14 protein-coding genes are annotated in these 17,798 nt (G+C 71.7%); 5 read left to right on the plus strand and 9 right to left on the minus strand.

All coding sequences use genetic code 11. From position 1 onward, the window contains the following. Position 1: 1 nt before the first annotated feature. From G6O68_RS03575 to G6O68_RS03590, 4 genes are all read right to left on the minus strand, one after another. Positions 2-1,075, minus strand: coding sequence for a hypothetical protein (locus G6O68_RS03575; protein ID WP_165244897.1), 1,074 nt, complete (start codon positions 1,073-1,075; stop codon positions 2-4). Further along, positions 1,075-3,516, minus strand: a complete 2,442-nt coding sequence (locus tag G6O68_RS03580) for a hypothetical protein (protein ID WP_165244899.1) — start codon at positions 3,514-3,516, stop codon at positions 1,075-1,077. The genes G6O68_RS03575 and G6O68_RS03580 overlap by 1 nt, the downstream gene beginning before the upstream one ends. Before the next feature lie 116 nt (positions 3,517-3,632). Then, entirely contained in the window at positions 3,633-4,787 is a 1,155-nt protein-coding gene (locus G6O68_RS03585; RefSeq protein WP_165244901.1) for an iron-containing alcohol dehydrogenase, read from the minus strand. Beyond that, positions 4,784-5,089 (minus strand): putative quinol monooxygenase, encoded by a 306-nt coding sequence (locus tag G6O68_RS03590; RefSeq protein WP_165244903.1) that lies wholly within the window; start codon positions 5,087-5,089, stop codon positions 4,784-4,786. The genes G6O68_RS03585 and G6O68_RS03590 overlap by 4 nt, the downstream gene beginning before the upstream one ends. Positions 5,090-5,247: 158 nt before the next feature. Between G6O68_RS03590 and G6O68_RS03595 the strand changes: the two genes are divergently transcribed. Together G6O68_RS03595 and G6O68_RS03600 are read left to right on the plus strand one after the other, a co-directional pair. After that, complete coding sequence (locus G6O68_RS03595; RefSeq protein ID WP_165244905.1) at positions 5,248-6,756, plus strand: hypothetical protein; 1,509 nt, start codon at positions 5,248-5,250, stop codon at positions 6,754-6,756. Between the two features lie 75 nt (positions 6,757-6,831). Further along, positions 6,832-9,225: a cellulase family glycosylhydrolase gene (locus G6O68_RS03600; protein ID WP_165244907.1), complete on the plus strand. Its 2,394-nt coding sequence runs from the start codon at positions 6,832-6,834 to the stop codon at positions 9,223-9,225. A 12-nt stretch (positions 9,226-9,237) separates the two neighbouring features. Here the strand turns inward: G6O68_RS03600 and G6O68_RS03605 are convergent, their stop codons facing one another. After that, on the minus strand, positions 9,238-9,633 hold the full coding sequence (locus G6O68_RS03605; RefSeq protein ID WP_165244909.1) for a response regulator: 396 nt from the start codon (positions 9,631-9,633) through the stop codon (positions 9,238-9,240). 537 nt (positions 9,634-10,170) lie between these two features. On the opposite strand from G6O68_RS03605, the gene G6O68_RS03610 reads away from it, so the two are divergent. Then, positions 10,171-10,425, plus strand: coding sequence for a hypothetical protein (locus tag G6O68_RS03610; RefSeq protein WP_165244911.1), 255 nt, complete (start codon positions 10,171-10,173; stop codon positions 10,423-10,425). 60 nt (positions 10,426-10,485) lie between these two features. On the opposite strand, the gene ggt is transcribed toward G6O68_RS03610, so the two are convergent. Further along, positions 10,486-12,261, minus strand: coding sequence for a gamma-glutamyltransferase (ggt, locus tag G6O68_RS03615; protein ID WP_165244913.1), 1,776 nt, complete (start codon positions 12,259-12,261; stop codon positions 10,486-10,488). 318 nt (positions 12,262-12,579) lie between these two features. On the opposite strand from ggt, the gene G6O68_RS03620 reads away from it, so the two are divergent. Together G6O68_RS03620 and G6O68_RS03625 are read left to right on the plus strand one after the other, a co-directional pair. Further along, positions 12,580-13,905, plus strand: coding sequence for a peptidylprolyl isomerase (locus G6O68_RS03620; RefSeq protein ID WP_165244915.1), 1,326 nt, complete (start codon positions 12,580-12,582; stop codon positions 13,903-13,905). 105 nt (positions 13,906-14,010) lie between these two features. Further along, entirely contained in the window at positions 14,011-14,796 is a 786-nt protein-coding gene (locus G6O68_RS03625; protein WP_240911028.1) for a DUF6655 family protein, read from the plus strand. Between the two features lie 15 nt (positions 14,797-14,811). Here G6O68_RS03625 and G6O68_RS03630 read toward each other — a convergent pair whose 3' ends face one another. The 3 genes from G6O68_RS03630 to G6O68_RS03640 form a co-directional block, all read right to left on the minus strand. Next, on the minus strand, positions 14,812-15,237 hold the full coding sequence (locus G6O68_RS03630) for a hypothetical protein (RefSeq protein WP_165244917.1): 426 nt from the start codon (positions 15,235-15,237) through the stop codon (positions 14,812-14,814). A gap of 12 nt (positions 15,238-15,249) precedes the next feature. Next, complete coding sequence (locus G6O68_RS03635) at positions 15,250-16,263, minus strand: DUF1559 domain-containing protein (protein ID WP_165244919.1); 1,014 nt, start codon at positions 16,261-16,263, stop codon at positions 15,250-15,252. A gap of 150 nt (positions 16,264-16,413) precedes the next feature. Continuing rightward, positions 16,414-17,796 carry an ATP-binding protein gene (locus tag G6O68_RS03640; protein WP_165244921.1) on the minus strand — a complete coding sequence of 461 codons (1,383 nt, stop codon included), beginning with the start codon at positions 17,794-17,796 and terminating at the stop codon, positions 16,414-16,416. Between the last annotated feature and the right edge of the window lie 2 nt (positions 17,797-17,798).

Raw genomic sequence — 17,798 nt, forward strand, 5'->3', positions numbered from 1 at the left:
GTCACTGGGTCGCGGAGACCGAGCCGAGCGGGCTGCCACGGATCAGCATGCCTTCCGGGAGCGGTCGCGCGGCCACGCTGAAGCCCCTGTCGTTCAGCTCGTCGCGGAGGGTGCGGTAGAGGTTGAAGCTGTCGGGATAGACCCACATGGTCACCACCGACCGCCCCGGCGAGAGCCGGTTGATCGCGCGGGCGTACTCCGAGATCGGGTTGCGGGTCGACTCATAGGTCTCCCCTCGGTTCTCGCTCGTCGGGACGACCTCCCAGCCGCGAAGGTCGAACCGGATGCTGTGGCGTTCCAGCAGCTCCTCGATGCTCGACTGGGCCCGTCCCAGGACGTAGCTCAGCGAGAACCAGCCGACCGGCCCCACCTGGGACGTGAGCACGCCCATCCGATCGGCCATGCGGAGCTTCACCTGCGCGTCCGACTTGGCGAGTTCCAGCATCCGATCCAGGTCGATGAAGCTCACGCGATCGTGGCGCAGCTCGAAATGGAACTCGTCGGCCTTGGCGGGCCGGGAGACCGGGTTCTTGCTCAGGATCGAGGTCGCCTTGGGGAGAGGCAGGCTGCGAAGCTGGGCCACCTCGGCGTTCAGCTTGTCGCGCTCGGCCTTGAGGAACCCGCCCCGGGCCGACGCCCTGGCGATCTGGGCGGACGGGTCGCGGACCCGGAACGCCAGCTTGCGCGCCTTGAACGCCTCCAGCGCCGCCCGGTTCGCCGAATCCGCCAGCGCCTTCTTCGCCTCGGCCGCGCGGGCCTCGGCCCGCGCCCGATCGCGGCTGACCGCGTCGAGTTCCGCCTCGGCCTTCGCCACCGCCGCCTGATCGAGCACCGGCGCCGGGGCCGCCTGGGCCACCGGCTCCGGTTCGGGCTCGTCTTCCTCCTCGACCTCCGGCTCGACGGCCGCAGGCGCGGCGACGGGCGCCGCCACCACCTGGGGCGGCGGCTCGGGCGCGGGGCTGGCGACCGGGGGCGGCGTCTCGGGGACGCTCGATCGATTCACCAGGAAGCTCAGAAGCAGGATCCCGGCCAGCACGCTGGGGATCGGCAGCGCCTGTTGCAGCCAGTTCGTCATCACCACATCCCCCGTTCGAGGAGCCGGGGATTCTGGGCCCCGGCCACCTGCAGCGACATGGGCCAGCCCAGCTCGGAGAACAGGAGCTGACGGCGGGCCTCCCAGAACGTCGACGCGCCGTCGGTTTCGACCAGGAACTTGATCCGGGGCCTCGGCCGGATGGCCGGGTCGACCTCCGCCCTCCGCTGCGCCACGGCCGCCAGGTTGCGGATCAACAGCTTCTCATCCTTGCGGTCCCGCAGGGCGTGGGCGGTGACGCGGTAGTTCCCCGGCTGGATCGTCACGCCGTCCTCGCGGCAGGCGACGACGATCTCGAACGGCACCTCGATCGCCGGCGGCCGCTTCTCGTCCGGCCGCTTCACGAGCGGCTCCATCTCGGGGTCGTTCGGCCTCGACTCTCCCGGCGATCCCGACGCGCCCGGCGTGCCCGGATCCGCGCCCAGCATCAGGCCCGGCGATCCCGACCCGCCCGACGAGGCCGCGCTCGAGACCGAACCGAGCCCGAGCCGAAGGCCGCCGACCTGCGGCGGGGGCGAGCCGGAAGGCGACGCCGCCGGGGCTTCGCCGGCGGCCCGCGTCGAGGCGGGTGGGCTCCCGCCGGTCCCCGCGCCTCGGCCCGTTCCGCTCGGCGACGCCTCATCCCCGGCCGCGTCCTCGGCCCCGGTCGCCGCACCGTCGCCGGCGGGGGTCGGCCCGAAGGACGGTCGATCGCCGCCCCACATGAGGCCGCCGCCCGACCCGGCTTCCGCAAGAGCCGGAGATGCCCCCGGCGCGGGGCGAAGCTCGACGCCGGCGCCGCCCGGTGGCCGACCGGAACCGTCCGACCGCCACGATCGGCCCGGGACCGTCAGCCCGACCGGGGGGGGCGTACCCCCGGGAACGCCGCCCGCCGACGGAATGCCGCCGCCCGGCTTGTCGACGGTCTCGGACCCTTCGGTCCTCCCTTCGTTCGCCCCCGGTTTCGATCCAGGGCCGCGGCCGAGTCCTGCGCTGGGGCTCTCGAAGTCCGGCAGCCGATCGACCACCCCGCCCAGGCCGGATCCGGTATTCGGAGCGCCTCGCGGGTTCCCCGCCACGACAGGGGCCCGGCCCGGCACGGGAAGTCCTCGCGTCGCCCGCCCCACGCCGAAGCCGCCGAGGTTTCCGTCTCCCTGGCTCCCTTCCTCGGCTTCGCCCGGCTGATCGCCGTTCGGCGAGCCGGCGGCCCCGAGGCCGGGGCGCGAGGTCGGCCAGACGAAGTCGTCGGGGGCGTCGGATGTGGTGTCATCCGACCGCGCGCCGCCACGTCCGCGGTCCGCGTCGAATGCACCGGCGATCACTCGGCGGTCGTCGCCGGCGCCCGCACCGCCCGCAGCCGACCCGCCCATGCCGGGCCAGGCCAGGCCGCCCCCGGAAACCGGCCCGCCGCCGCGAGCGCCCTGGGTCGCCCGGCTTCCGTCCGTCCCGCTCGGGAAGCCCTGGACGACGCCCGTGGGGGGGACGCCGACCGAGGGCGATCCGTCCCAGGTGGCGAGGTCGTCGAAGTTCGGGACGTCGACCTTCAGGTCCCGGTCGATCAGCTCATAACCGAAAGCGATCCCCAGGGGTTCGAGCCGGGCTCGGACCTCGTAGTAGGACCGGATGCCGTCGGGCCGCACCAGGAAGACGAAGTACGGGACGACCGGCGAGCCGTCCGGCGAGGCCGACGTCTGGACCTTGAGGAGTTCGCGGGCGATGGCGACGACGACCGGGCTTGAGCGCGGGTTGGCGAGCCCGGACAGGTCCAGGAGCGAAAACTTGGGGCCGTCGGGGCGGATCGCGACCTCGCCGGCGGTGCACTCGATCACGATCGGCCGCCGCCAGGTGCCGTTCTCGCCGAGATACGGCAGGACGGCATAGCTCCCCTCGCCGGGGGCTTTGGCGTGGGCGGCCTTGAGGGCGTCGCGCTCGCGGGCCAGGACGTCGCGCTGGGCGGCGTAAGCGTCGACTTCGCGATCGAGCTTCTGGGCCTGCTTCGTGAGCGCGGCGACCTGCTGCTGCACGAGCATCTCGCGCCGTCGCCAGCGCTCGGACTCGGCGACCGCCTTCCGACGCGCCTGCTCCAAGTTCTGGACCTCGCGATCGAGCTTCGCGGCCTCCTCGGCCTCGCGGGACGCCGCCTCGCTCAGCTGCGCGAGGGCCCTGGGCGTGGGGTCCTCGGGCGGCGGCGGGGGCGGGACCGGCTCGGGCCGAGGCTTCTTCACCCGCTTCGGCGGCGCCTCCACGATCTTCGCCGGCTCCGGCGGCGCCGGTGCGGCCTCGACGACCGCCGGAGTCGCGGGGGCGGTGGCCTCGGCGCCTCGATTCGCCGTGAAGGACCGACGATGGACGGACACCACGAGGTGCAGCGTCCCCCCCAGGCTCGCCACGATGAGGGCGACCATCGCGAGTTCCGCCCCGATCTTGCGCTTCCCGCTCGCCAACGCCCACCTCCGCGTCCGTGCACGTTCCGCACAGGTTGGGGATCCAGCGCCTTTACGCAACGTAGGTACTAGATCGGATCGGCGGGGCGTGAGCCTTGAATCGAGCGGGCGGGTGATCAGCCGGCGGCGAGCAGGATCTCCCGAAGGTGGGCGTCGGCGAGGACGACGGGGTTGCCTTTCATGCTGCTGGCGTTGCGAGAGGCGACGATCACGGCATCCAGCTCGTCGGAGGTCGCGTCGGCGATCGGCAGCGGCCGGATGTTCAACGTGTCGCAGAGGTTGCGGACGTAATAGACACCGTCGCGGGGCTCCGCGTCCGAAACGCCGGTCAGCATCCGGGCGACCTCGGCGTAACGCTTCAACGCGGGGTGATCGGCGGATTGTTTTTCGAGGGCTTGGATGTTCGCGTCCATGACGAAGGGGAGAAGGCGGGCGCAGATCGCGCCGTGGGGGACGCCGAAAGTCCCGCCCAGAACGCCGGCCAGGCCGTGGACCGCCCCGAGCTTGGCGTTCGCCAGGGCCAGGCCGCCGAGCAGCGAGGCCGTCGCCATGTCCTCGCGGGCCTCCCGGTCGCTTCCGTCTCGACAGGCCGCGGCCAGCGACCGCGCCGCGCGGGCGATCCCCTCGCGGCAGAAGCCATCGGTCAGGGGGTTGGCCCCGACGCCGACGAACGGCTCGATGAGCTGCGTGAGGGCGTCCATCCCGGTGGTCGCGGTGATTTCGGGCGGCAGCGAAAGCGTCAAACTCGGGTCGACGACCGCGACGCGGGCGAGGAGCGCGGGACTTCTCAGGCTCACCTTCACCCGATGCTCGGGGACGTCGAGCACCGCGTTGCGCGTGACCTCGGAGCCGGTGCCGGCCGTGGTCGGGACGGCGACGAAAGGCAGGCCGGGGGCGGTCAGCTGCCGGCCCGCGCCGACGACTTCCAGGTGGTCCAGCAGGCCCCCGGGCTGCGTCGCCATCGCCGCCGCCGCCTTGCCGGCGTCGATCACGCTGCCGCCGCCGACGGCGATCACCAGGTCGCAGCCCTCGGCCCTCGCCAGGCCCACGGCGACCTCGACGGTCCGCACCGTCGGCTCGCCGTCGACGCGAAAGGCGACACTGTCTATTCCCTGCTCGGCGAGTTTCCCGCCGAGCGCCTCGCCGTGACGGCCCTCGCGGCCGAGCACCAGGAGCGCGGTCTTCCCCAGCTCCTTCGCCAGGGTCGGCACTTGGTCGAAGGCGCCCCAACCGAACACGATCCGGCCGGCGGTGGCGAACTCGAAGCTCATGGCTGCGTGTCTTCGGGATAGACCTTCGCGTACTTGGCGGACGACCGGGCGCCGGCCTGCATGGCCGCGGCCTGCTCGGCCCAGGCGGCGTAATGCGCGGTCTCCTTGTGCAGCCCCAGGTCCTCGGGGCGTCGGTAGATCTCGAACAGCGCGAACTTCGTCGGGTCGTCGTGCTGCTGGAGGACGTCGAACCGCAGGCAGCCCGGCTCTTGCAGGCTGTTGCGGGAGTTCTCGACGCAAGCCGCCCGGAACGCCTCGACGCACTCCGGCTTGACCTGGATGTTGGCGATCACCACGAACATGGACGACCCTCCGCGAGACGTTCGGGCGTGACGACGGCCCGAGGACGTCCGAGCGTATCCCCCCGTCTCCGAGGCCGCAAACTGCACGAAAGTCCACTCGCCGCAACGAAAGAACCCGGAGAGAAGGGGCGACTCCACGCGGATTTCAAGTTATGGTCATGGCTATGGAACGGAAGATCGACCTGCTGCTGAGTGCGGCGGCCCTCCTGGTTCTGGGCTTCCTCGCGGCCGTGTATTCCAACGACCTCCCTTTGGGAGTCGCGGGCGAATGGAAGTGGCCGAGGATTCGGGCGTGGCCCTCGCCCGCCAGCCTGATGCTCGCCTCCGCCGGCCTGCTCGCCTATGGCGGGTTCGCGGCAGTCGGCTATCGGGCGCTGGGCGGGACGTCGCATCCCGTCGAAAGGCTTCGCGAGTCGGGCTGGGTCGCAGGCCTCGTCGCGTGCGCCGTGGCCGTCCAGGTGGGCTTCGCGATCGGGGCTCCCGAGGGATACGGGCTGACGCGATGGGGCGTCGTGCACTGCTTTCGCGAGGCCACGGGATACTACGATGTCGCCCGCGAGCACGCCGACGATCCCTGGGGTTTCTTGGCGGACTATCCGACGTGGATCGAGGCGCAGGGGCCGGGCCATCTCGGCACCCACCCGCCTGGCCTGATCGCCCTGTATTCCGCTCTGCTCTCCCTGATGGAGCGGCACGATTCGGTCGCCGATCGGCTCGTCGCGGCCGCGCCCGCCTCGATCGAGCGGGGGCTCCTCGACGTCGAGTTCCGGCAGGAGACGACGATCCCGACCCCCGACCGGGCGACGCTCTTGTTGGCCAGCCTCCTGACGCTGTTCGCCTGCGCCGGGACCGTGGCGCCGCTCTATCTCCTGGCGCGAGACTCCCTGTCTCCCCGCGCCGCCTGGGCGTCGGCGGCGTTCTGGCCCCTGGCCCCGGCCCTGAACCTGTTCCAGCCGCTCTCCGACGCCGCCTACCCCCTGCTCTCGGCGACCGCGCTGGCGACGGCTGCCTGGGCGGCGCGGTGGCGAGCGACCCCCGGGGCCTCGGCATGGGCGGCTGCCGCGGCGGCGATCGCGTCGGGGCTCGTGATGGCGTTCGGGATGATGTTCACCCTCGCGCTCCTGCCGATCGGCGTGATGGTCGCCCTGGTGGTGCTGACCACTCGGTCCCTGGCCTGGCCGCGACGGGTCGCCCTGATCGCCTGGATCGGGGCGGGGTTCGTCGTCGGAGTCGCGGCCGCCTGGATGGCGACCGGGGCCGATCCGCTGGTCGTCTGGTGGTGGAACCTGCGGAACAACGCGAGCTTCTACGAGGGGGGTCGACGTTCCTACCTCACCTGGCTGCTCGTCAACCCCATCGAACTGGCGATCGCGGCGGGGCTCCCGGCCGTCGTGTGGGGACTGGGCCTGGCGATCGGCGACCGCCGAGCCGTCCCCCGAGCCGCCTGGTGCGGCCTCGCGGTGGTGCTGATCGCCGACCTGAGCGGCCGCAACCTGGGCGAGGTCGCCCGGCTCTGGATGCTCTTCCTCCCTCCCCTGTTCACGGTCGCCGGCGCGTGCGTGGCGAGGTTCGGCGGCGGGGGGCAGGCGATCTTCGTCACCGTGCTTTTGATGGGGATCCAGACCCTGGGGCTCCAGTGCCTGACGCAGGTCGTCTATCCGCCCTGACCTGGGAACCCCTACAAACCGCATCGGGGCCGATCTACACTGGGCGAAGAGGTCCACTCCATCCCCCGAGGCGCCATGAACTCCGCGACGCTCCTCCTCGCGACGGCCCTCCTCGCCGCCCTTGCCGAAGGCCCCGACGCTCGTCTCGAACCGGCCGCCGCCAGGCGGTTCCACGTCGTCCCCGACGAGGAGGCGACGCTGGAATGGAACGGCTCGGCCGTCGCGGCGCGAGACGGCCTCGACTACGTGGTCCGCGACTACCGAGGGGCCGAGGAGGCGCGGGCGAAGGCCGTGGCGACGCCGGGCGGAGTCCGGATCGCGCGGGCCTTCTCGCAGGGCTATCACGAGATCGAGTTCCCGGCGACCTCGCAACGGTTCGGGGTCGTCGCCCTGCCGAGGGCCGAGGGACCGCCCGATCCGTTCTTCGCGATCGACGGGGCGATGTCCTGGCTGGTGGACGACGACGCCACCCGCGACGAGCTGATCGCGATGGCCCGATCCCTCGGGCTGGCGATGATTCGCGAACGCCTGACCTGGGGCGCGATCCAGCCCGAACCCGACCGCTGGGACTGGGAATCCGGGCCGAGGTTCGACCACCTCCGCGAGTCTTGCCGCCGGGCCGGCGTCCCCGTCCTGGAGATGGCCCACGACGCCCCCGCCTGGGCCGGCCGCGTCGGCAAGTATTCCCGGGACCTGGCGGCGACGGCCGACTCCTGGGCCGACATCGCCCGGCGCTGGGATCGCGCCTGGGGCGGGGTCGAGATCTGGAACGAGCCCGACATCAGCTTCGGCGGCGACATGCCCGGCGACCAGTACGCGGCCTACGCCAAGGCCGTGGCCTTCGGTCTGCGCCGGGCGTCGGCCCGCGCGCCGATTGTCGGCGGTGTGATGGCGCACCACACGCCCGAGTTCCTCAGGGCCTGCGTCGGGAGCGGGCTGCTCGACCGCGTCGACGCCTTCAGCTTCCACGACTACGGCACGGCCGAGAACTTCGAGGACGTCAACGCCCGGTTCCGCGAGTGGCTCCGCGACTCGGGCCGGGGCGACATGCCGCTCTGGATCACGGAATGCGGCCGGCCATGGAAACGCGGGCCCGATCGACCGCCCCTGGATCAGGACCTCGCCAGCGCCTCGCAGATCGTCCTGAAGGCGATAGAGGCGAAGGCGTGCGGCGTCGCCCGATTCTTCGCGTTCGTCTATCCGTTCTACGAGGAGAACACGAGCAACTTCGGCGTCACGGACCGCACGGCGACGCCCCTGCGCGGCCTGGCCGCCTATGCGCAGGCGATCCGGGCGCTCGGCGGGTTATGCTATCTCGGCGACCTCCAGGTCGAAGACCCGAGGATCGTCCGCGTCCGCGTCTTCGGCGACGGCTCACGGGCCGTCGCGGTGCTCTGGTCCTCGACCGAGGCCCAGGGCGTCCGGCTGGACTCGACGCCCATCCGCCTGGAGGGCGCCGACGGCCGTCCCCTGCCCGTTCGCGAAGGCCGAATCGACCTGACGGACGGCCTCGCTTACGCCTGGTTCGACCGACCGGGGCTCGGCTCGCGGCTCGCACCTCGTACCCGGGCGATGGGCCTGCATCCGGCCGTAGGAGCCGCGACCGCCGGCGAGCCCGCCCCGATCGTGCTGAGGTATCGGTTCGATCCCGAGTTTTGCACGCCGACGTCGCTCGGCTACCATCTCAAGGCGGGCGTCGCGAGCCTCCCGGTGAACGTCGAGGTCGTCAACCTCGGCGACGAGGCCGAGACGATCGAATTGACCCTCGCGGTCGAGCGGTCCGGGGTCGAGACGCCGGCCGAGCCCCGCCGAGTCCAGGTCGGTCCCGGATCGACGTCGGTCGCGGGGTGGACCGTCGACCTGTCGGGCTCGTTCGCGGACTTCCGCCCGGCCCGGCTGGTCGCGACGGCTCGCGGCGCGAGTGGGCTCCGCGATCGGCTCGCCCTGGCGATCCTCGGCGAGCCGACCCTCGACGAGGCCCTCGCCCGCCCGTCGCGCACGGCCCGGCTGCCGATCGAGGACCTGGGCCGATGGGCCCCCAACATCGGTGCCGGGGGACGGATGGAGATGCGCTCCGCAGGGACCGCCGGCTGGGGGCTGGCCGTGCGTCACGAGCGCGGCTCCGACCGCTGGGCCTATCCCTTCTTCCGGCTCCCCGACTCCGTCGACCTGGCCGACGCCCGCGGGCTCATCGTTCGGGCCCGATGCCGGGCGAAGGGCGACGTCCGCGTCTTCTTGTGGGAGGGGGATTCGGGGGTCGGCTACATCAACGGCACCGGCCTGATCCCCGCCGACGGCGGATGGCACGTCGTCCGGCTGGATTTCGACGCCATGCAGGCCAGCTCGGCGAACGCCCCGGACCCGGATGGCAGGCTCGACCGCGGGGCGGTGCGGAAGCTGAGCATCGGCCTGAACAGCGCCGAGGACGCCAACGACCTGGAAGTCGGCGACATCTACGTCGCCTGGTGACGACGGTCCTGCTCAGGAGGGGCAGGACTTCTCGGGCCGCACGCGGGCCAGGAGAGAGACCAGGTCGTCCTTCGCCACCGGCTTGACCAGGTGGTCGGAGAAGCAGGGATGGGCCCAGGCCTCGTCGTCCGGGCCGTGACCGGACACGGCGATCAGGGCCGCGCGATCCAGGCCGTCTTTCCGCATCGATTCGGCCACGGCGCAACCGTCGATGTCCGGCAACGAGAGGTCGAGCAGGACGACGTCGGGATCGTAGCCTTTCGCCTTCAGGAGGGCCGAACGGCCGTCGTAGGCCACCGCCACGTCGTAGCCGTGCATCCGGAGGAGCATCGCGGTCGTATCGGCGGTGTCGCGGTTGTCGTCGACGATCAACACGCGCGAACCTATCGAAGGTGCCAGCTTTTTCATGGGCGGAACTCCAGCCGTCTTGGACGGACTCCCAGCAGCGTCCGGCTTACCCGACTCATGGATGCAAATCCAGGGCCGGCGTGCCCCTCAATTTCGATCCGCCGCGCGGCGCCGCGCGTCTGCGGTGTTCAACCCCGCTTCGCCGCCGGCCCCTTCCCATCGGGCCGGCAGTGGGCCGAGGGCGAGATTCCGCCGGGCTCTCGGCCCGAGTCCGGCGGGTGCGGAATCGTTCGACTCGGAGGGGCGAATTCAGGCTTTGTCGTCACGTCGGAGTTTAACTAATGGTATCATCAGACGGCGGTCGACGACGAAGAAATTCGCCAAGAAACGCTCTCTTCGCTTGATTGAGCGAGACACCGACCCCTTTTTGATGCAACGACGCAACACGAAGCCCGCTCGACCACGCCTGCATGCGAACCCCCCGGGTGTCCGCCGACGTCGGCAAGGCCGGCCGGCTCGCGACGAAGAACCTTCGTCGCGAGGCCTCGGACGGTCCCGGGTGGCGGCGGTCGATTAGGAAGTCCGAGGGAGATTGCGATGAAGCCGATGTTCGTCGACGTCCGAAGCGGCGTGAAGAACGTGCACTGGATCAAGTTCGTCGTCTTCTCGATCAGCGTGATCGTGATCGGCGTCGTGCTTGGCATGCTGGCCGACTATCTGATCCTGGGTCGCTACGCCTTCGGGGCGCCGATGGTCGGGGGGACGCTGGGATTGCTGATCGTGGTGCGGCTCCTGATCCGGATCGTGGGCTATCAGCCGATCGAGGTCGAGAGCGACATCGAGGCGGGCTGAATCCGGGCCCGGACCGACCGCTCCCCTCGGCGGCGCCGAGGGGAGCGGCGGGCTCGGGGCTCAGTCGCCCGAGGCCTTGGTGGTGGCCCGACGACGGTCGGGCGCCCCATAAAGGCGTCCGTCGGCGGGATCGACGGCGATCGAGTTGGCGTTCCCCTGACGGTCGGCGATCCGCCACTTGTGGCCCGCCTCGGACAGGGCCTTCAACGTGGCCTCCGGCCAGGACCGCCCTTCCAGGACGAGGACGTCCGGGAACCAGGAGTGGTGGGTCCGGGGGGCGTCCACCGCGGCCTGGGGTTCCAGGCCGAACTCCAGGACGTTGAGCACCACCCAGAGGGTCGTGTTGGGGATCGTCCGACCTCCCGGCGAGCCGGTGACCAGGCGGACCTTGCCGTCCTTCAGGACGAGCGTCGGGCACTGGGAGCTGAGCATCCGCTTTCCCGGCGCGATCTGGTTGGGATAGGTGCCGATCGAACCGGCGTCGTCGGTCCGGCCCGGCCTGAGGTTGAAGTCTCCCATCTCGTTGTTGAGCAGGAATCCCGCGCCCTTGACCACGGCCTTGGCGCCGTAGCTGTCCTCCAGCGTGTAGGTCATCGCCACCGCCCCGCCTTCCCCGTCGACCACCGAGAAGTGGGTCGTGTGATCCGGCTCGGTCGCCAGGATCGGGAATGGGGCCAGGTCGGCGCTGGGGGTCGCGCGGGAGTCGTCGATCGTGCGGGCCAGCTCGTCGGCGGCGGCCTTGGAGGCCAGTTCGGCGAACGGGACGTCCACGAAGTCGGGGTCGGCCAGGCGGGTCGCGCGGGTGTAGTAGGCGCGGCGCATGGCCTCGGTCACGCGGTGCAGGGTCCTCGGCGACTGCGGGCCGTCGGCCTTGAGGTCGTACCGCTCCAGGATGTTGAGCATCTGGCAGAGGACGACCCCGCCGGACGACGCCGGGCCGATGCCGTAGACGTCGCAGCCGCGGAACGTCGTCTTCACCGGGGGCCGCTCCTTGGCGCGATAGTCGGCCAGGTCCTTGCGGGTGATCCGGCCGTCGTTTTCGAACATGTAGGTCGCGATCAGGTCGGCCGTGCGGCCGGTGTAGAACTCGTCGGGGCCGTTCGCGGCGATCCGTTCGAGGGTCGCGGCGAGGTCCGGCTGCACGAGCCGGTCGCCCCCCTTCCAGGGCTGGCCGTCGGGCTTGCCGAAGGCGGCGACGGACTCGGGGAAGTCGGCCAGGCGGTCGCCCCCGCGGCCCCGGCCCGCATCGGCGTTGCGCGGCCTCAGGTGGGCGTTGAGCGCGGCGGCCAGCTCGTCCGAGATCGGGAAGCCCTCGCGCGCCAGCTTGACGGCGGGGGGGACCAGGTCGCGCCAGGGGAGCCTGCCCCACTTCGCGTGGGCCGCCCCCAGCCCGCGGACGGTCCCCGGGACGCCCGCCGCCCAGGCCCCGGAACGGTGTCGGGGGCGGAGTTTGCCGTCGGCGTCGAGATACATGCGGGGCGTGGCCGAGCTCGGCGCGGTCTCGCGGAAGTCGAGGCTCACGACCTCTTTCGAGCCCGGCAGATACGCCACGATGAACCCGCCGCCGCCGAGGTTGCCGGCCTCCGGCAGGGTCACGGCCATGGCGAACGCCGTGGCGACCGCCGCGTCGATCGCGTTGCCCCCCGCGCGGAGGACGTCCCGGCCGACGTCGGCCGCGTGGGCCTCCTGCGCGGAGACCGCGTGCCTGGCGAACGCCTGGGCCTTCGCGCCCGGCTCGACCGGCGCCTGCCCGAACGCCGCGACGGGGAACACCGCCGCGAGCAACCAGCCCGCCGACCAACCGGCCCGGGCCCTCGAAACATCGCGATATGCCATCGGCTCGTCCGTCCCGCCCTGAATGCGTGCGTTGCGTCGTCTGGCGTCGCCCGCCCTCGGGGCGGGATTCTCCCGGGGCCCAGTCTAGCAGGTCGCCGGAGGCGTCGGGAGTCTCGCTCGTCGCCGAGGCCTCGGACGCGCCGCGGGCGAGCCGGATCGCCCGAGCCGGCGGGTGCGGGCTGGCCGGAGTGAGAAGTAATTCAGGCGACGGATCTTGAGGTTGACCGATGGGCCCCGAAGGCCTAGATTCTCGGCCGTTTCGTCCGCGGACTTGAGACGATCTCGAACACGACCTACGGAATGGGGAGAAGCATCACGATGATCGCAAAGGATGGCGGTCGGACCGCCCGCGGCTGGGTGGTGGGATTGACGATTCTGGGCGGCGCCTCGGCGACGCCGGCCCTGGCCCAGCAGGCCCCGCGCGTCGGCGCCGCGGCCCCGGCCGCCAAGGCGACGGTGGGCGATGCGGCCGCGAAGGTGAAGCGCGAGCAGATCAACGTCCCGCCCCTGAAAGAGACGCGGGTCCCCGTCAACCCGACCGACGCCATCGCCATCGTCAACGACCAGGTCATCACCCGGGCCCAGCTCGCCGACGAGTGCGTCGCGCGGAAGGGCAAGGAGATCCTGGAGACCCTCATCAACCGCTCGCTCATCGAGCAGGCCCTCAAGGCCAAGAAGGCCGAGGTCACCGCCGCCGAGATCGACCAGGAGATCGACAACGTCGCCGCCCGCTTCGGCATCGGCCGCGAGGCCTGGCTCCGCACGCTCGACAAGGAGCGCGGGATCAGCCCCTTCCAGTACGCCCGCGACGTGATCTTCCCCGCCCTGGCCATGCGCAAGCTCTGCGAGGGCCAGGTCCAGGTGACCGACGCCGACATCCAGCAGGCCTTCGAGGCCCAGTACGGCGACAAGCTCCGCTGCCGCCTGATCATGGTCGACAAGCTCTCCAAGGCGCAGGACATCTGGGAGGAGCTGCGGAAGAACCCCGCCGGCTTCGAGAAGATGGCCGAACAGCAGTCGATGGACCTGGCCACCCGCTCGCTCGGCGGCCTGCTCGGCGAGCCGATCACCCGCCACGCCCACCCCAAGAACGTCTCCGACGCCGCCTTCGCCCAGCTCCTCGACGGCGACCCGGCCGACAAGGACCCCAGCCACAAGCCCAAGAACGGCGACTTCACCGGCCCCATCCAGGCCAGCGAGGGCGCCTGGATCATCCTCCGCCGCGAGGGGGTCATCGAGGCCACGCCCAACGTCACCCTCAAGGACGAGAACGTCCGCAAGAAGACCTACGAGATCGTCTACGAGGTCAAGCTCAAGGAGACGATGGGCGTGGTCTTCGAGAAGATGATGGAGGAGGCCGCCATCGAGAACAAGCTCGTCGGCACCCTCAAGATGGCCAACGAAGACCAGCTCCCCGAGTCGCGCGTCGACGACAAGGTGAAGCTGATGAGCAACCCCGAGTCCACCACGCCCGCGCCCGCCGCCGGGCCCGACGGCGCCCCCGCCGCCGCGCCCCGCAAGCTCGCGACCCCGGCCGCCGTGCCCGCCGAGGCCGCCGCCGAGTTCGAGAAGCTGAAGGGGACCAAGAAGCCGCAGCCCTCCGCCCCCTCGGCCGTCACGCCGACCCCCGGCGCGCCCAACTGACGCCGGCCGATCGCATCGCCGCCGCCCCCGGCCGCCGATCGCCGGGGGCGGCGGCGCGTCGTCTTCGGACCTTACCAATCGCTTTCCAGGCGGTGATCGAAGCGAATGATGAAGTCCGCCCCGCAGCCCCATCGTCCGTCGCTCCCCGCGTCCGGCCTCGTGGCCCTGGGCCTCGCCTTGTCGGCCGCCCTCGCCGGCTGCGGCACGGTCAAGACCACGAACACGGCCCGCACCGGCACCGAGCAGCTGCTGCTGACCGACGCCTGGGACGCGGCGCTCTCGCGGATCGACTTCAGGCCCCTGACCGGCGTGCCGGTCTTCCTCGAGACCCAGCACATCACGTCCGTGGACCAGGGCTGGGTCGTCTCCAGCCTGAAGCAGGCCATGCTCCAGCAGGGGGTCCTCCTCCGCACCAAGGCCGATCAGGCGCAGTGGATCGTCGAGGCCCGCGTCGGCGCGTACGGCACCGACCAGTACGATCTCCTCGTGGGCATCCCCCAGACGACGATCCCGATGACCATCACCGGGCTCCCCGCCGGCACCATCCCCGAGATGTCGCTGGCCAAGCGGACCGACCAGCACGGCGTCGTCAAGATGGCCCTCTTCGCCTACGACCGCGCCTCCGGCCAGCTCGTCTGGACCTCGGGGACCTCGCAGTCGAAATCGAACGCCAAGGACGTCTACGTCGGCGGCGTCGGCCCGGTCCAGAGCGGCACGATCCGCAAGAGCACCGAGTTCAGCGGCATGAAGATCCCCGTCGCACACGACCTGACCGGCGGCCTCGTCGGCCAGCCGGCCCCCGACTTCGACGGCTCCCAGGGGGGAGAAGCCGCCCCGCTCCCCCTCCCCCCCTCCGCCGCGGCCAGCGACATCGACTCGTTCGCCCCGTGAGCGTGCCGGCCCACGTCATTCGACGCTCAGGCGCTCGACCTTCCAGCCGTCGGCGTCGGGCGCGACGAGCACCTTGATCGTCGCCGTGACCGGCTTGCCCCGGACCTTCGCGGTCGCGCGGAAGACGCATTCCGACTGCGCGAGGCCGTCCCGCTCGATCGCCCGGGACTCGGCGAACTCGGCGGGGGACTTCAGGGCGGGATGGGCCTTCACGAGGTCGCGGAGGGTCTCCACACCCATCAGCGACTTGAATTCCGTCGAGCCCCCGTCCCAGGCGGGCTGAAACCGCCCCTCCCGGACCTCGCCCAGGAACCGCTCGGCGGCGGCCCGGGATTCGTCGACGGCCTGGGTCCCGGACCGGCCGCACCCGGCGCCCATCAGGGCGACGAGCGCGAACGAGGCCAGGAAGCGACCGGCGCGCGGCCTGTCGTGGCTGCTCATGGTCCCTCCGAGTCAGTAGGTATCCGAGCTCAGGGTCTCGCCGCCGGCCCGCGTCCCGAGTCCGCGCCAGACCTGCGGGTTGATCGTGCTCTTCACGGCCCGGACGGAGCCGTCCATCATCAGCGTGGAGACGCCGCCGGGGTGGAAGCTCCGCGCCGTGACGGCGGCGTAGGTGGGGAGCGTCGTCGACTCGCCGTCGCGCATCGAGGTGTAGTCGACGTCGAACGGCACGCCGCCGACCAGCGCCTCGACCCGCGCGTTGGGGGTGAACGTCGTCGTGAAGCCGACCTCGTGGACGTCCCCCTCGACCCATTCGGTGTGGCCGTTGGAATCGAACGTGCCGCCGAGGAACGACGCGAGCCCCGACGGGGCGACGGGCGCGGCGACGCCCAGGGTCGACGGGTTGCCGCCGTCCCAGTAGTTCGGCTGGAACGCCTTGGCCTCGGACATCCCCAGCGTGTTGCTGAGGCCGTCGGTGAAGGCGGCGGCCTTGTAGGCCCGGTTGGGCTCGAAGGCGCCGTCGCCGGCCGCGTCGGAGGGGGGATCGTAGATGAACCACGTCCCCTGGTTGAAGCAGTAGTTGTTCGGGTAGTAGGTCATGGTCGGGGTGACCCGGGAGCGGTCGTTCGCCTCGCTCGGGCAGATGAACCCGGCGACGCGCGTCGCGGTGAGCGTGACGTTGGAGGTGAACTCGAAATCCCGGCTCCAGTTGATCGCGTTGTACAGGTTCCCCTGCTCCATGTGCGGGAGCAGCCGCGTCAGCCCCGACCATGGCTGCGTCGTCCGGTCGCGCGGCAGGACCACGACCGGCGGGAAGGCGTCGTGCGACGAGAGGTAGTTGTGCAGGGCCAGGCCGATCTGCTTCAGGTTGTTGGTGCACTGCGACCGCCGGGCCGCCTCGCGGGCCGACTGCACGGCCGGAAGCAAAAGCGCGATCAGCACGGCGATGATCGCGATCACGACCAGCAGCTCGATCAGCGTGAAGCCCCGGCGGACGGGGCCGGAAAGTCCGGGAATCCGATTCATCGTTCGATCCTCCGAGATCGCGCCTGGTCCGGTCGCCTCGACGGGGGCCGAGCCTCCGCGAGCGGGACGTCGACCGTCGAGGCTACCCTCCGCCGGGCCGACGCGGGGGGCCGGTTCGGTAAGAACTTTCTAACGGGCGCGGCGGGGCGATCAGGCGGGCGCGACGCCGGCGGCGATCGGCATCGAGACGCGGAAGGTGCTGCCGCGCCCCGGCTCGCTGGCGGCCTCGATAGTCCCGCCGTGGCGCTCGATCACGGCCCTCGCGATGCTCAGCCCCAGCCCCGTCCCCCCGGTGCGTCGGCTGCGGGAGGCGTCGACCCTATAGAATCGGTCGAAGACCCGACCGAGCGCGTCGGCGGGGATGCCGACGCCCGTGTCGATCACCTCGACGACCGCGAGGCCGGCTTCGCGGCGGCCCCGTAGGGTCACGACGCCGCCGGCCGGCGTGTACTTGACCGCGTTTTCGATGAGGTTGTCGAACGCCTGGCCGAACAGATCGCGGACCCCGTCGACCGCCGCGACGGGGAGGTCCTCGACGCGCAGCGCGAGCCCGGCGCGGGCCGCCGAATCGGCCGCCCGGCCTGCAGCCTCGCGCGCCGCCTCGTCGATCCGGAACGCGCGGCGGGGGAGGCTCGCACCCGAGTCCTCGGACGCGAGGAGCAGCAACCGGTCGGCCAGCCTCCCGAGGCGGTCTGCCTCCTCCACGACGCTCCGGAGCGCCTCGCGGTAATCGTCCGGGGATCGCGGGACGATCAGGGCCACCTCGGCCTCGGCGCGGAGCGAGGCCAGCGGCGTCCTCAGCTCATGGGCAGCGTCGGCCGTGAAGCGGCGGGCGGCGACGAACGCCCGGTCGATCCGGTCGAGCATCGCGTTGAGGGTCGTCGCCAGCCGGCCCAACTCGTCTCCCTCGACGGCGACTTCCAGGCGCTCGCCGAGGTTCGCGGCCGAGATCCGCCGCGCCGCCTCGGTCATCCGGCCGACCGGCGCGAGGGCGCGGCCGGCCAGCCAGTAGCCGCCGAGCGTCGACGCCGCCAGGCCGGCAGGCAGGATCGCCCACAGGACGCCTCGCAAGGCGGCGAGGTCGGCCTCATAGGCCCGAAGCGGCGTCGCGATCTGGACGATCCGACGCCCCTCGCCCCGGCCCACGGCACCCGTCACCACGCGGTAGCGGCCGATCGCCCCGAGTTCTGCGTCGGCGTGGCCTTCGGGGGCCTCCTCGACGCCGACGCGGGGTGCCGGGAGCCTAACGCCGGCGAGTCCGGGGCTCTCGGCCTCGATCCGGCCCCCGGCGTCCAGGATCCGCAGGAAGTACGCCTGGTGGAAGGCGGGCGAATCGACCAGGGCGTCGACCGGCAGGCCCGCCGCCAGCCGCTCGGCGGCCTCCTCGAACTCGAAGTCCAGCATCGCGTCGACGCGCCGCAGGAGCGACCGCGACGTGAGCATGAAGACGGCCGCCCCCAGGGCGGAGATCGTGGCCATGAGCAGCACCGCGTGCCAGGCGGTGAGGCGGACGCGCAGGCTCGCCCGGGGCATAA

The sequence above is a fragment of the Paludisphaera soli genome, from assembly GCF_011064595.1.
In the GTDB taxonomy this organism is placed as follows: domain Bacteria; phylum Planctomycetota; class Planctomycetia; order Isosphaerales; family Isosphaeraceae; genus Paludisphaera; species Paludisphaera soli.

Excerpts from the sequence above, each read along its gene's own strand:
- G6O68_RS03575 (WP_165244897.1), bottom strand. The coding sequence starts at position 1,075 with ATGACGAACTGGCTGCAACAGGCGCTGCCGATCCCCAGCGTGCTGGCC.
- G6O68_RS03585 (WP_165244901.1), bottom strand. The coding sequence starts at position 4,787 with ATGAGCTTCGAGTTCGCCACCGCCGGCCGGATCGTGTTCGGTTGGGGC.
- G6O68_RS03590 (WP_165244903.1), bottom strand. The coding sequence starts at position 5,089 with ATGTTCGTGGTGATCGCCAACATCCAGGTCAAGCCGGAGTGCGTCGAG.
- G6O68_RS03595 (WP_165244905.1), top strand. The coding sequence starts at position 5,248 with ATGGCTATGGAACGGAAGATCGACCTGCTGCTGAGTGCGGCGGCCCTC.
- G6O68_RS03600 (WP_165244907.1), top strand. The coding sequence starts at position 6,832 with ATGAACTCCGCGACGCTCCTCCTCGCGACGGCCCTCCTCGCCGCCCTT.
- G6O68_RS03605 (WP_165244909.1), bottom strand. The coding sequence starts at position 9,633 with ATGAAAAAGCTGGCACCTTCGATAGGTTCGCGCGTGTTGATCGTCGAC.
- G6O68_RS03610 (WP_165244911.1), top strand. The coding sequence starts at position 10,171 with ATGAAGCCGATGTTCGTCGACGTCCGAAGCGGCGTGAAGAACGTGCAC.
- ggt (WP_165244913.1), bottom strand. The coding sequence starts at position 12,261 with ATGGCATATCGCGATGTTTCGAGGGCCCGGGCCGGTTGGTCGGCGGGC.
- G6O68_RS03620 (WP_165244915.1), top strand. The coding sequence starts at position 12,580 with ATGATCGCAAAGGATGGCGGTCGGACCGCCCGCGGCTGGGTGGTGGGA.
- G6O68_RS03625 (WP_240911028.1), top strand. The coding sequence starts at position 14,011 with ATGATGAAGTCCGCCCCGCAGCCCCATCGTCCGTCGCTCCCCGCGTCC.
- G6O68_RS03630 (WP_165244917.1), bottom strand. The coding sequence starts at position 15,237 with ATGAGCAGCCACGACAGGCCGCGCGCCGGTCGCTTCCTGGCCTCGTTC.
- G6O68_RS03635 (WP_165244919.1), bottom strand. The coding sequence starts at position 16,263 with ATGAATCGGATTCCCGGACTTTCCGGCCCCGTCCGCCGGGGCTTCACG.
- G6O68_RS03640 (WP_165244921.1), bottom strand. The coding sequence starts at position 17,796 with ATGCCCCGGGCGAGCCTGCGCGTCCGCCTCACCGCCTGGCACGCGGTG.